Consider the following 12,165-nt stretch of genomic DNA (forward strand, 5'->3'; position numbering starts at 1 on the left):
TGCCGCCGCCGGGGCCGGGGCTGCCCCCGCGGGGGCCGCTGCGGCAGGGGCGGCGACAGGGGCCGGGGTGCGGCTGTACAGACCCAGGGTGAGCTTCATCAGCACCGGAGGGTTGGCGATGACCCTGGGCCGGTTCAGATCGGAGGGCTCCGTTTCGGGGATCGTGAGGCTGAGGTCGCTCTGGACCACCAGCACGTTGAGGGCCTCCAGCCGCCGCAGAAAGGACAGCTGGGCTGGGAAGGTCCCCTTGGCCGAAACCAGCAGGTTGCGCAGGGTGAGCCCCTGCAGAGCCAGGGGGTCAGCCGGGGCGGCACCCGGAGCCGGTGCAGCACCCCCAGCGGGCGGAGCCGCCCCGGCGGGTGGAGCGGCGGGGGCCGCAGGGGCGGCCCCGGGCGGGGTGCCGGCGGCGGGGGCGGCCTGGGTGGGTTCGAACAGGGTCAGCTCCACGCCCGAAGCGGCGGCCTCGCGGTCGAGCATCGCCAGGAAGGTGGACAGGTCGCCGTTGCCCGTGATCAGCCGCTCGATCTTGGCCTTGCTGGCCATGGCGGCCTCGGTGCTCTCCTGGGTGGCCACCAGCTGCCCACGCATCAGCGTCACCTGGTCCCGCAGCTGCTCCAGCTCCTGGAGGCGCTGGCTGTCCCGCTGCAGGCCGGCCCAGAGGGGCACCAGGCCCGCCAGGATCACCAGCAGCCCGAGCCCGCCCAACACGCCCGCAGGCAGCAGCAGCCAGATCAGGCGCAGGCTGGCGACCGGGAGGCGCTTGGAGCCCTGCTGAAGGTTGGTCATGGTATGAGGCCCTCCGCCTGGAGAAGTTGCAGCCGGCGCACCATGCCCTCCGAGCCCAGCTGGCGCATGACGCTCAGCTGGCGGGCGGGGGGAAGGGTCGCAAACGGGCCCGACAGTTCGAAGCGGACCGTCGCGGGGGTGGGAGTGGGAGTGGGGGCGGCGGTTCCGGCCTGGCCGGTCGGCGCTTCGCTGGGCGGAACCCGCTCCAGCTTGACGAGCGCGACACCCTTGGGGTTCAGCAGCGGGGAGCGGGACAGTTCCAGCTGCAGGGCATTGATGCGGGCGAAGGCGAGGGGGTCGAGGGCCTGTCCCTTGAGCACCAGGTTGGTGCCTTCGGCCTCGGCGCTCTGGATCTGGATGCCCTCGGGGGTGCGCAGCTGCAGGTCGGCCAGGAGGGCCGACGAGGTGCGCAGGGTGGTGAGGCCCTCGGTCAGGTTGCGGTTGGTGGCCGCGAGCTGCTCGAGCTTGGCCCGGCTGGCCGCCATCTCCGCCTGCATCTGGGTGGACTCGGCTTCGAACCGGGTGAGCTGGGCGGTCTGCATCCGGACGTACTGGAAGCGGAGGAACACCAGGGCGGTGGCCAGGACGGACCCGCCCAGGACAATCGCCCCGATCAGGGCACCGCGCAGCAGCAGGGGGCGTCGATCCTGCAGGGCCGAGACCATGCTCTCCTGGCCAAGCTCCTTGCGCCTCTCCCGAAGCAGATCGAGGATCGGTGGACTCATCGGACCGACTCCGCCATCGCCAGCCCCTGGAGTACCAGGGACCCGAAGGGCTCAGGGGTGAGGATCTCGGCCCTCACGCCCAGGGCGTCCTGCAGGCTGTCCTGGCTGGGGAGAGGCGCGCTGAGCAACAGCCGGAGCCGATGGATGGAGGGATCCCGCCGACGGTAGAAGGTCACGCAGCGGTTCACCTCCCTCACCATGGCCTCGTCGTCCTGGGGGAGCGGCCAGTCGAAGACCGGCTCGGTCCGATGCAGCAGCAGCAGCTGGGCGCCGGCCGGCAGCGGATGGATCAGCACGGTCAGTTCATCCGCCGGAGCCGCCTCCAGCAGGGAGCTGACCGCCGCCAGACGACAGGACTGGGCCGGAGCCAGCCGCTCGAGCTGCACACCCGCCAGGTTGAAGACATCGATCCAGTCGTCCACCAGCTTTCGGGGAGCCACCGCCATCAGCAGCCGGGGGGTGGATCCTGCCAGGGGCCGCAGATCGATCGTGGCCTCCGACAGGGGAACCGCGAGATTCAGGGGCGGGTCGATGGTCCGCAGGGCCTGAATGGGGTCGTCGGGGATGGCTTCGAAGGGCCAGTCGATGACACGCCATTGCGCCGCCCCCTCGGGAAGGGACGCCAGAACGACGGCATCGAGCAGGCCGTCACGCACCAGAAGATCGCCGATCAGGTCACCGAGGGGCTCCTTCTCCAGGGGCTGGCCATCCAGGCAGGTGAGGGGCGGCAGGGGCAGATCGATGCTCACGGCCTCCGGACCCGATCCCCTGAGCACCTGGCCCTTCAGGGAATCGTCCTGAAGCTCCAGCAGCAACTGGCGTGGGAAGAGCTGAGCGCGGACGGGCCTCAGACGATCTTCCAGATCATCCTTCAAGCCGATCAGGCCAGAAAAAACCAAGGCTCCGATCCGGTGCCTGCGAAAGTTACCGAATCACGGGCGCCAAGGCATCCCCGAACCTACAACTTCCGAAAGCGTCCGGCATCCATGGCCGTCGAGCTGGCGGGACAATCCCTCCAGAATCGAGGGCACAAGTGCGGGACCTTCGTAGATCCAACCCGTATAGATCTGGATCAGGGACGCTCCGGCGCTGATCCGCTCCCAGGCGGCCTCCGCCGAATCGATGCCCCCCACACCGATCAGCGGCAGAGCGGGACCGGCGGTCGCCCGCAGCCGCCGCAGCACCTCGACCGCCCGCCGCCGCAGGGGCCGGCCGCTCAGCCCTCCGGCTTCCTCGGCCAGGGTGCGGCCCGTGGCCACCAGCCGGCGTCCGTCCAGTCCGAGGCGGTGCACCGAGGTGTTCACGGCGATCACACCAGCGAGCCCCTCCTCGTAGGCCAGCCGGGCGATGGTGTCGATGGCGTCGTCCTCCAGGTCGGGGGCGATCTTGACCAGCAGGGGCGGACAGGCCGGCAGGCGCCGCAGCCGCTCCACCAGCCGCCGGAGCTGGGCCTCCTCCTGCAGGTCCCGCAGCCCCGGGGTGTTGGGCGAGCTGACGTTGACGACGGCGTAGTCCGCCAGGGGGGCCAGGAGCTCCAGGGAGGCCGCGTAATCGTCCGGGGCCATCTCCAGCGACACCGCCTTCGATTTGCCGAGGTTGATGCCGAGCACCGCAGGCCGTTGCCCGGGGGGTGGCAGGAGCTGGCGTTCCAGGGTCCGGCGCACGCCCCTGGCCCCGTCGTTGTTGAAGCCCATGCGGTTGAGCGCCGCCCGTTCCTCGGCCAGCCGGAACAGCCGGGGCCGGGGATTGCCCTGCTGGGGCTGCCAGGTGATGGTGCCCAGTTCGGCGAAACCGAAGCCGAACCGGTGCCAGATGGCGGCCGCCACCCCGTTCTTGTCGAAGCCCGCCGCCAGCCCCACCGGATTGGTGAAGCGACAACCGAACAGGGTCTGCTCCAGCCGGGGGTCCCGCCGCTGCAGCTCCGCCCCGAGGCCCTCCAGGCTGCCGCTCACCAGGGGCCAGCGGCGGCGCAGGGACGCCTGGCCCAGGGCCAGGAGGGTGAGGCGGCTCAGCTGCTCGGCATCGGCACCGTCATCACGGCGCAGCAGGGGCTCGACGAACCGGGCATAGAGGGCGCCGGTCCCCACCTGGCCGCCGCTGGTCGATGGCTCCTGCGGCATGCCTGTCTCCTCTCACTGCGGCGTGTCCAATCCTCCCGCGCCGCGCTCCAGACGCCAGCACCCGTTGCCCAGGGGTCGCACGAGCCAGTCGCGCCAGAGCCAGGGCTCCACTTTCCCCTCAAGACGGGCCGTGGGCACCTCGAGCAGCCTGGCGAGCTCCACGGCCCTCAGGCTGTAGCCGCCCGCCGCCAGCCGGTCGGCCAGCTCCAGGCGGGAGAGCAACTGCTGGAGCGACGGCGGGGCCGGATCGAGGGGGTCGGCCACCGCTGGGGGATCGGCCACCTCCTGGGTTTCGATCGCCAGGGCCGGGGACTGGCCGCGGGAGAAGGCCACCGCGATCGCATCGCAGCGGTCGTTGTCCGGGTCCCCGCTGTGGCCGCGCACGTGGCGCAGGGCCAGCCCCGGCAGCCTGGCGGCATCCAGCCGCTCCCAGAGATCACGGTTGAGCACGGCCCCGCCGGAGGCGGTGCGCCATCCCTTGCGCTTCCAGCCGGTCATCCACTTCTCGAAACCGTCGATCAGATAACGGCTGTCGGTGCGCAGCACCAGATCGGGATGGCGCGGCAGCTCCCGCAGGGCCTCCAGCACCGCCAGGGCGGCGGTGAGCTCCATCCGGTTGTTGGTGGTGGCCGCGTCCGCCCCCCCCAGCTCCCGACGGGAGCCGTCTTCGAAGCGCAGCAGGGCGCCCCAGCCCCCCGGACCCGGGTTACCGCTGCAGGCCCCGTCACAGGCGGCAGCCACTACCCGCACCGGTCGATCACCCATGGAGACGTCTTGACAGGATCGCTTGAATGGGACACTCTCTCCCGGAGAACGCCCGGGCCCTGGAGGTGTTCCCATGCAGCGAACCTACCTGGCCCTGGCGGGCCTGGCCCTGGCTGGAGCCGGCCTGCCGATGGTCCAGCCCCGGCTGGCCATGGCCGCCGGCCTCTTCCAGAGCACCGACGTCGACGCCGAACGCTTCGCGGTGCTGGCCCGCCCGGTGGGCGACAACGACTGGACCCTGCTGGTGCTGGAACAGCTGACCCCCCAGCCCGCCTGCTGGCAGGCCCGCCCGGACGGCCTGGTGGATCCCACCCTGAACCGGTTCGACTACACCGGCATCTGCAACCGCTACCTCGACAGCAACGGCTATTCCCTGCGGGTCGCCGAGCAGGACATGGGCACCGCCTACCGGCTGCGGGTGCAGCAGGTGGGATCCCGCCTGGAGCTCCAGGCCATTTCCCCGGGCACCTCGGCCATCCTCGTGGTGGGCAGGGCCGACATCCCCCTGCGGGATCGCGACGGTTTCGTGGCCCTCAGGCTCGAGCAGGGCTGGGATCTGAAGCGGCGCACCTACGGGGAACGGGCCCTGAGCCACCTCTACTTCGCCAGCCCCACCCCTCTGGATCAGCTGATCGCCAACGGCGGCGGCGCCCCCACCTGGCGCCGCCCCCTCGGCCCCGGCCGGACCCAACCTCCAGCCCTGTCCGCCACAGATCCGGCCGCAGGCCAGGGGGAGGACACCATGGCGCTGGGCGACTCCCGCCGGGCCGTCGCCCTCCAGGTGATCCCCTACAGCGGCGGCAGCAGCAGCAGCGGCGAAGGGCTCTGAGCCCCTGGCCAGGTCCGGGCTGTGGGCTGTGGGCTGTGGCCAGTTGAAACTCCGGACCTCCCAGCCGCCACCTCCCATTCCAGCCGCTTAATCTGATCTCGTGAGGAGTGAAGGACGCTCTTCCAGGGTCGAAACGAGGACAGACTCCCGGAATCGTTCCATCTCCAGAGCCCTGCCTTCGGCGGGGCTCTTTTTTATGAATGGGCCCTGATGGACAGACCATGAAAAAAGCCGGCCCGATGGGCCGGCTGGAAACGAAGGTGGGTTGCCGGGCCCGCAGGCCCGGCATCGGCAGGTCACTTGATGGAGACCTTGCCACCCACTTCTTCGATGCTCTTCTTGAGAGCTTCGGCATCGCCCTTGGAGATGCCTTCCTTGACGGCCTTGGGAGCGGCTTCGACCAGGGCCTTGGCTTCGCCCAGACCGAGGCCGGTGGCCTCGCGGACGGCCTTGAGCACCTTGATCTTGGCGGCCGGATCGAAGCCATCGAGGATGACGTCGAATTCGGTCTGCTCCTCAACCGCCTCAGCGGCAGCGCCGGGGGCGGCGGCGGCCATGACGACGCCGGCGGAAGCGGCGGCGGACACGCCGAAGGCCTCTTCGATCTGCTTGACGAGCTCGGAAGCCTCAAGCAAGGAGAGGGTTTTCAGTTGTTCGAGAATCTGGTCGGTTGTAGCGGACATGGGGGGGAATCAGCAACAGAACGGGAGGATCGGTGGAGCCCAGGGGTTCGCGGCTGCGAACTCAACCTTCGCCGGATTCGGCGTGCTGCTTGAGCGCCCTGGCGAGACCGGACGGAACCTCGTTGATGCCCACAGCCAGCTTGGTGGCCAGGCCATTGATCGCACCGGCGATCTGGGCCATGAGCACCTCCTTGGAGGGCAGATCCCCGATGGCCTTGATGTCGTCTGGGGAAAGGAGCTTGCCTTCGAAAAGGCCTCCCTTCACTTCCGACTTCTTGCTGTCCTTCTGGAAGGACTGCAGGGCCTTCACCGCACCGCCGACATCGCCCTTGACCAGGACGAAGGCGTTGGTGCCGGTGAGCAGGGAATCGAGATCCGACCAGGCGCTGTCACCATCGATGGCACGGCGCATCAAGGTGTTTTTGGTCACCTTGCACACACCGCTGCTGGCCTGCAGACGGGTCCGCAGATCAGTCATCTCCTTGATGGTCAGGCCCTTGTAATCAAGGACCAGCGCCATTTCGGCTTCACCGAGGAGCCCCTTGAGCTCTTCGACGATCTGTTGCTTGTTCTCCAGCGTGCGGCCCATAGGAGGTGGATCGGATCGGGGGAACAAGCAGGGAACGCGGTCCGGACAGCCATCCCTTGCGGGGGGCTTCGAGGCCGCTCATTGCTCCGCTCCGATCTGAAGGACTCCGTTGGAGACCCCAGCACAGGCAAAAACCAATCGCGTGAACCTCGGCAGGACTTACGGCAGTGAACAACCGACCGGAATCGGTGACCCTGACGACCTGCTGTCTTGGGTGGGGCGCGTGCCCTTCTGGACGAATCCAGCTCTTAAACCTACATCACGGCAGGCCCAGCTCCCGCAGCCGTGCCACCCAGCGGGCATAACCGGCGGCGTTGAGATGCACGCCATCCACCGTGTAGGCACGCCTGAGGCCATCGCCATCCGCCATCACCGGGGTCAGATCGACGAAGTCCCGGGGAGGCGTCTGGCGGGCGAGCAGCTCATTGAGCTCGGCCACCCGGCGGACCCCGTCGGCACCGCAGCGGAAGCTGGCGCAGGGAATCGTGGACTGGATGATCACCCGGGCCCCGGTGCCGATCTGGAGGCCGGTCCGCAGCCACTGGATGCGGCCGGCGATCCGGCCGGGGTCGTAGCCCCAGACGATGTCGTTGATGCCCACCATCACCAGGTAGGTGCCGGCGTCGGTCCGGCGGATCTGCGGCAGGCGGGCCATCAGCTGGAAGCTGGTGTCACCGCTGATGCCCTGGTTGAAGACCACACGATCGGGGAAGGCCGCCTGCCAGTCGCCCTGGGCCGTGAGCGAATCGCCGACGAAGGTGACCGGAGCGTCGCGGCGGGGAGCCGGTGCCGGCGACGCCATGGAGGAGGACGGGGACCTGGAAAGCAGGCCCCACCCCAGAGCCAGCAGCGTGAGCGGCACCGCCACCCAGCCAGCGATCCGCACCCATGACGAGGCAGGCACGGCGGGCGCTCAGCTCTCCTGCTTGATGTCCTGGAGAGCGGAGAAGTCGACCTGCACCGAGGGGCCCATGGTGGAGGCGACGTACAGGCTGCGCCAGTAGCGGCCCTTGGCACCGCTGGGCTTGTTGCGGTCGATGGTTTCCTGCAGGGCCTTGAGGTTCTCCAGCAGCTTGGCGGTGTCGAAGCTGGCCTTGCCGAAACGCACGTGGACGATGCCGGCCCGGTCGGCCCGGAACTCCAGCTTGCCGGCCTTGAACTCGCTGATGGCGCCGCCCAGATCGGTGGTGACGGTGCCGGCCTTGGGGTTCGGCATCAGGCCGCGGGGACCGAGCACCCGGCCGAGTTTGGCCACCTTCGGCATCATGTCGGGGGTGGCGATCAGCAGATCGAAGTCGATCGCGCCACCGGCGATCTGGTCGACCAGCTCATCGTCGCCGGCCAGGTCGGCACCGGCGGCTTTGGCCTCGGCCACCTTCTCGCCCCGGGCGATCACGGCGATGCGGATGGTCTGGCCGGTGCCGTGGGGCAGGGCCACGGTGGTGCGCAGCTGCTGGTCGGTGTACTTGGGGTCGATGCCCAGGCGCACGTGGGCTTCGATGGTTTCGTCGAACTTGGCGGTGGCGGTGTCCTTGACCAGCTCGAGGGCCTCGAGCGGTTCGTAGGAGCGGTCCTCGACCTTGGCGGCGAGGGCGGTGAAGCGTTTGGAGACTTTTGTCATGGCGGTAAGGGGTGCGGACGACCGTGATCGGTCTCCCCCAGAGAGGTGAAGCGGAGAGGTGGACGGGGTGGAACGACGACCGGTGGCCGTCAGTCCTTGACGGCGACGCCCATGTTGCGGGCGGTGCCTTCGATGATGCGCATGGCCGACTCGACGCTGCTGCAGTTGAGGTCGGGCAGCTTGGTCTTGGCGATCTCCTCGAGCTGGGCGCGGCTGATGGCACCCACGGCTCCCTTGGCGGAGGTGGCGGCACCCTTGTCGATGCCGGCCGCCTTGGAGATCAGCACCGAAGCGGGCGGGGTCTTGGTGATGAAGGTGAAGCTGCGGTCTTCAAAGACCGAGATCTCCACCGGGATCACGTACCCGGCCTTCTCCTGGGTGCGGGCGTTGTACTCCTTACAGAACGCCATGATGTTGACCCCGTGCTGACCGAGGGCAGGGCCCACCGGTGGTGCGGGGTTCGCTTTGCCGGCCTGGAGGGCCAGCTTGATCACAGCTACGACTTTCTTGGCCATCGGCTGGGCTGGGGGACGAAACTCCCTTGCGGGAGTGCGGGACGAAACTCCCTTGCGGGAGTGAGGGACGGAACTCCCTCGCGGGAGGCTTGCGGATCGCCGGGGCGTTGGCCGGCCCGGCGGGATGGCGGCCCTCGAGGGGGCCACCCGGGGCCGCCCTCCGCAGGGAGGCGGCCGCCGCTCGATCAGCTCTGTTTGCTGATCTGGGAGAACTCGAGCTCCACCGGGGTCTCCCTGCCGAAGATCGACAGGAGGGCCTTCAGCTTGCTGCGTTCGCCGGAGACCTCGATCACCTCGCCCTGGAAGTCCTTGAACGGACCGGCCGTGACGAGGATCTGATCGCCTTCGGTGAGGTCGACCTTGAGGACGGGCTTCTTCTCGGCGGCACGTTTGAAGATGCGGTCGACCTCCTGGCGGCTGAGGGGCCGGGGCCGGATGTGGCCGCGGGCCTTGCCGGTGGCCCGGCGCTCCTCCTGCCCCACGAAGTTGATGACGTTGGGGGTGCTGCGCACCGCCATCATCGTGTCCTCATCGAGAACCATGCGCACCAGCACGTAGCCGGGGAACACCTTCTCCTCGATCGACTGGCGGCTGCCGTCCTTCTTCAGCTTCACGCCGGGGGTCTGGGGGATCTCGATCTCGAGGATCCGGTTGCTCACCCCCAGGGTGACGGCCCGCTGCTCCAGGGTGGCCTTGACCTTCTTCTCGCAGCTGGAAGCCACCTGGACGGCGAACCAGCGGGCCACCTGGGGCTTGGCGGCTTCGGCCGCCTCGGCACCGCCCTCTCCGGCGGGGTCCATCCCCTCCACAGCGGGGTCGATGCCCTCGGCGGGGAGCTCCAGCACCTCGGGGGCGTCGGGTTCGATCTCAGGCACGGCAGACAGGGGAAGGGTCATCAACGGAAGATCTGGGTCGATCCCCAGTGATAGAAGCGGTCGATCGCGGCGATCGCCGCGGCCGAAAGGCTCACCATCAGGATCACCGCCACCGACTCGCTGAACAGCTGCTGACGGCTCGGCCAGACGACCTTGCGCAGCTCGGCGAGGGTGACCGCCACGAACCCGGTGGGCTCCCTCTCCTCGGAGGGGAAGCCGTCCGGACCGTCGTCGGGTTCGGACGCGCCGTTCCCCCGGGCCAGGGGCCCGTCGGGACTGCTCGTGGTGGTGGTGACGGGGGGAATGGGTTCCACGGTGTGGATTCCGATGGCTGCCCTGGTGTCGGCAGACATCGACAAACGATCACCCTACCGGACGTCCTTCCCCGGCGTCCCCGAGCGGGACGAAGCGGAAGCCCGCCTCGCCGGGGCCGGCGAGCTCCAGCCGCACCCCCCTGGCCGCCGTGAAGTGATCCTCGAGCAGCTCGGTGGCCAGGGGGTTCTCGATGCGACGCCGCAGCACCCGGCGCAGGGGCCGGGCCCCGTACTCCGGCTCGTAGCCCTGGGCCGCCAGGGCCACCACGACGGCCTCGTCGACCTCCAGCTCCAGATGCTGCTCCCGCAGCAGCAGGGCCAGCTCCGCCAACTGCAGCCGCACGATCCGCTCGAGATCGGCCCGGGCGAGGGGACGGAAACGGATCACCTCGTCGATGCGGTTGAGAAACTCCGGCCGGAACTGGCGGGCGAGGGCCTCCTCCACCGCCAGATCGAGGCTCCGGTCCCGGGCCTGCTCCCCCTCGTCCGGGCGGGCATCCCCCGGCTCGCCCGAAGGCGGGGTGGAGCGGGCCCGCTCCAGGATGGCGCGGCTGGCCAGGTTGCTGGTCATGATCACCACGGTGTGGCGGAAGTCGACCGTGCGGCCCTGGGAATCGGTGAGGCGGCCGTCGTCGAGCACCTGCAGCAGCAGGTTGAAGACATCGGGGTGGGCCTTCTCCACCTCATCGAGCAGCAGCACCGCGTAGGGCCGGCGGCGCACGGCCTCGGTGAGCTGGCCGCCCTCCTCATAGCCCACGTAGCCGGGGGGGGCCCCCACCAGGCGGGCGACGGCGTTGCGCTCCATGAATTCGCTCATGTCGAGCCGCACCAGGGCCTCCTCCTCATCGAAGAGGGCCGCGGCCAGGGCTTTGGCCAGTTCCGTCTTGCCCACCCCCGTGGGCCCCAGGAACAGAAATGACCCCACCGGCCGGGTGGGGGCCTGCATGCCGGCGCGGGAGCGGCGGATCGACGCCGCCACCGCCGCCACCGCCTCGGGCTGACCGATCACCCGCTCGCCGAGCCGGTGCTCCAGCTCCAGCAGCTTCTGGCGTTCGCCGGCCAGCAGCTGCTGGATGGGGATGCCGGTGGAGCGGGCCACCACGTCGGCGATGTCCCCCTCCTCCACCTGCTCCCGCAGCATCGGATCGCTCTGCAGTTCCGCCTCCAGGGCCGCCCGGCGCTGCTGCACCCCGTGCAGCTGGTCGTACTGGAGCCGGGCCGCCTCCTCCAGGTCCCCGTCCCGCTCGGCCTCGGCGATGGCATGGCGCAGGTCCTCGTCCTGCTGCAGCAGCTCGCGCAGCTCGGCCAGGCGCTCCCGCTCCCCCGCCCAGCGTCGCTGCAGGCGATCGAGCTGTTCGTGGGCGAGGCGCCGCTGCTCCTGCAGCTGCACGCGCTCCTCCAGGGGAGCCGCCTCGGCGGCCAGCAGCGCCAGTTCCACCCGTCGCAGTTCCGCCTCGGCCGCCTCCACCACCTGGGGCTTGGAGGTGGCCTCCATGCGCAGGTTGGCGGCGGCCTCATCGATCAGGTCGATGGCCGAGTCCGGCAGGCAGCGGTCGCTGATGTAGCGGGAGGCCAGCCGGGAGGCCGCCACCAGGGCGCCATCGGTGATGGTGACGCCATGGTGGAGCTCGTAGCGCTCCTTCAGCCCCCGCAGGATCTCGAGGCAGGTGGGGCCATCGGGCTCGCGGATCACCACCTGCTGGAAACGACGCTCCAGGGCGGGATCCTTCTCGATGCTGCGCCGGTAGTCCTCGGGGGTGGTGGCGCCGATGCAGCGCAGGTCGCCGCGGGCCAGCACCGGCTTGAGGATGCTGGCCGCGTCGGCGCCGGAGCGGTCGCTGCCCACCACCGTGTGCAGTTCGTCGATGAACAGCACCACCCCACCGGCCCGGCCGCCTTCCCCGTCGTCGCCGCGCACCCCGTCGTTGTCGCGGACCTCGGCCAGGACGCTGCGCAGGCGTTCCTCGAACTGGCCGCGGAACTTGGCCCCGGCGATCAGGGCCCCCAGGTCCAGGGCCACCAGCCGCAGGCCCCGCAGGGCATCGGGCACCTCGCCGGCCACGATCCGCTGGGCCAGGGATTCGGCGACGGCCGTCTTGCCGACGCCGGGCTCACCGATCAGCACCGGATTGTTCTTGCTGCGCCGGGAGAGCACCTGGATCAGCCGGCGGATCTCGGTGTCGCGCCCCACCACCGGATCGAGTTCGCCGGCCCGGGCGGCGGCGGTGAGGTCGCGGCCGTAGCGGTCGAGGGCGCCGGGTTCGGCCTCCCCCTCCCGCTGCAGGGTCATGGCGGGCTCCGGCCCCGACGGGGGCCGCACGGGGGCGGGGGGAGCGGGCGCCG

The 12,165-nt window shown here is 69.9% G+C and carries 14 protein-coding genes; 1 reads left to right on the forward strand and 13 read right to left on the reverse strand.

All coding sequences use genetic code 11. The features are described from left to right. The 5 genes from CJZ86_RS17045 to CJZ86_RS16150 form a co-directional block, all read right to left on the reverse strand. Positions 1-786, reverse strand: a 786-nt coding sequence (locus CJZ86_RS17045) for a hypothetical protein (RefSeq protein ID WP_158219583.1), incomplete at its 3' end; no start/stop codon positions are given. After that, on the reverse strand, positions 783-1,511 hold the full coding sequence (locus CJZ86_RS16135) for a PilN domain-containing protein (protein ID WP_094587437.1): 729 nt from the start codon (positions 1,509-1,511) through the stop codon (positions 783-785). The genes CJZ86_RS16135 and CJZ86_RS17045, both read right to left, overlap by 4 nt. Then, a complete protein-coding gene (locus tag CJZ86_RS16140) occupies positions 1,508-2,386 on the reverse strand; it encodes a type IV pilus biogenesis protein PilM (protein ID WP_094587438.1) in 879 nt (292 codons plus the stop codon). The genes CJZ86_RS16135 and CJZ86_RS16140 overlap by 4 nt, the downstream gene beginning before the upstream one ends. Before the next feature lie 57 nt (positions 2,387-2,443). After that, the gene (locus CJZ86_RS16145; protein WP_094587439.1) at positions 2,444-3,631 is read right to left on the reverse strand and encodes a quinone-dependent dihydroorotate dehydrogenase; all 1,188 of its coding nucleotides are present in this window, start codon (positions 3,629-3,631) and stop codon (positions 2,444-2,446) included. Between the two features lie 12 nt (positions 3,632-3,643). Next, a complete protein-coding gene (locus CJZ86_RS16150; RefSeq protein WP_094587440.1) occupies positions 3,644-4,396 on the reverse strand; it encodes a ribonuclease H family protein in 753 nt (250 codons plus the stop codon). 73 nt (positions 4,397-4,469) lie between these two features. On the opposite strand from CJZ86_RS16150, the gene CJZ86_RS16155 reads away from it, so the two are divergent. Next, the gene (locus CJZ86_RS16155) at positions 4,470-5,225 is read left to right on the forward strand and encodes a DUF3747 domain-containing protein (RefSeq protein WP_094587441.1); all 756 of its coding nucleotides are present in this window, start codon (positions 4,470-4,472) and stop codon (positions 5,223-5,225) included. A 296-nt stretch (positions 5,226-5,521) separates the two neighbouring features. Here CJZ86_RS16155 and rplL read toward each other — a convergent pair whose 3' ends face one another. From rplL to CJZ86_RS16195, 8 genes are all read right to left on the reverse strand, one after another. Next, positions 5,522-5,908 (reverse strand): 50S ribosomal protein L7/L12, encoded by a 387-nt coding sequence (rplL, locus tag CJZ86_RS16160; protein ID WP_094587442.1) that lies wholly within the window; start codon positions 5,906-5,908, stop codon positions 5,522-5,524. Between the two features lie 61 nt (positions 5,909-5,969). Continuing rightward, positions 5,970-6,497 (reverse strand): 50S ribosomal protein L10, encoded by a 528-nt coding sequence (gene rplJ, locus CJZ86_RS16165; RefSeq protein ID WP_094587443.1) that lies wholly within the window; start codon positions 6,495-6,497, stop codon positions 5,970-5,972. A gap of 259 nt (positions 6,498-6,756) precedes the next feature. Beyond that, the gene (locus CJZ86_RS16170) at positions 6,757-7,401 is read right to left on the reverse strand and encodes a GDSL-type esterase/lipase family protein (RefSeq protein WP_094587444.1); all 645 of its coding nucleotides are present in this window, start codon (positions 7,399-7,401) and stop codon (positions 6,757-6,759) included. 9 nt (positions 7,402-7,410) lie between these two features. Continuing rightward, on the reverse strand, positions 7,411-8,118 hold the full coding sequence (rplA, locus tag CJZ86_RS16175; RefSeq protein WP_094587445.1) for a 50S ribosomal protein L1: 708 nt from the start codon (positions 8,116-8,118) through the stop codon (positions 7,411-7,413). A gap of 89 nt (positions 8,119-8,207) precedes the next feature. Beyond that, a complete protein-coding gene (rplK, locus tag CJZ86_RS16180; protein ID WP_094587446.1) occupies positions 8,208-8,633 on the reverse strand; it encodes a 50S ribosomal protein L11 in 426 nt (141 codons plus the stop codon). 185 nt (positions 8,634-8,818) lie between these two features. Beyond that, positions 8,819-9,529: a transcription termination/antitermination protein NusG gene (nusG, locus tag CJZ86_RS16185; protein WP_094587447.1), complete on the reverse strand. Its 711-nt coding sequence runs from the start codon at positions 9,527-9,529 to the stop codon at positions 8,819-8,821. Next, a complete protein-coding gene (gene secE / locus CJZ86_RS16190) occupies positions 9,529-9,822 on the reverse strand; it encodes a preprotein translocase subunit SecE (protein ID WP_233134059.1) in 294 nt (97 codons plus the stop codon). The genes nusG and secE overlap by 1 nt, the downstream gene beginning before the upstream one ends. 49 nt (positions 9,823-9,871) lie before the next feature. Then, on the reverse strand, positions 9,872-12,165 hold a 2,294-nt coding region (locus CJZ86_RS16195; RefSeq protein ID WP_233134060.1), incomplete at its 5' end, for an ATP-dependent Clp protease ATP-binding subunit.

The sequence above is a fragment of the Synechococcus sp. BO 8801 genome (assembly GCF_002252675.1).
Lineage (GTDB): Bacteria > Cyanobacteriota > Cyanobacteriia > PCC-6307 > Cyanobiaceae > Cyanobium.

What these genes read in the sequence shown, in the direction of transcription:
- CJZ86_RS16145 (WP_094587439.1), bottom strand. Translation starts at nt 3,631, where the DNA reads ATGCCGCAGGAGCCATCGACCAGCGGCGGCCAGGTGGGGACCGGCGCC.
- nusG (WP_094587447.1), bottom strand. Translation starts at nt 9,529, where the DNA reads ATGACCCTTCCCCTGTCTGCCGTGCCTGAGATCGAACCCGACGCCCCC.
- rplK (WP_094587446.1), bottom strand. Translation starts at nt 8,633, where the DNA reads ATGGCCAAGAAAGTCGTAGCTGTGATCAAGCTGGCCCTCCAGGCCGGC.
- rplA (WP_094587445.1), bottom strand. Translation starts at nt 8,118, where the DNA reads ATGACAAAAGTCTCCAAACGCTTCACCGCCCTCGCCGCCAAGGTCGAG.
- CJZ86_RS16150 (WP_094587440.1), bottom strand. Translation starts at nt 4,396, where the DNA reads ATGGGTGATCGACCGGTGCGGGTAGTGGCTGCCGCCTGTGACGGGGCC.
- CJZ86_RS16135 (WP_094587437.1), bottom strand. Translation starts at nt 1,511, where the DNA reads ATGAGTCCACCGATCCTCGATCTGCTTCGGGAGAGGCGCAAGGAGCTT.
- CJZ86_RS16155 (WP_094587441.1), top strand. Translation starts at nt 4,470, where the DNA reads ATGCAGCGAACCTACCTGGCCCTGGCGGGCCTGGCCCTGGCTGGAGCC.
- rplL (WP_094587442.1), bottom strand. Translation starts at nt 5,908, where the DNA reads ATGTCCGCTACAACCGACCAGATTCTCGAACAACTGAAAACCCTCTCC.
- rplJ (WP_094587443.1), bottom strand. Translation starts at nt 6,497, where the DNA reads ATGGGCCGCACGCTGGAGAACAAGCAACAGATCGTCGAAGAGCTCAAG.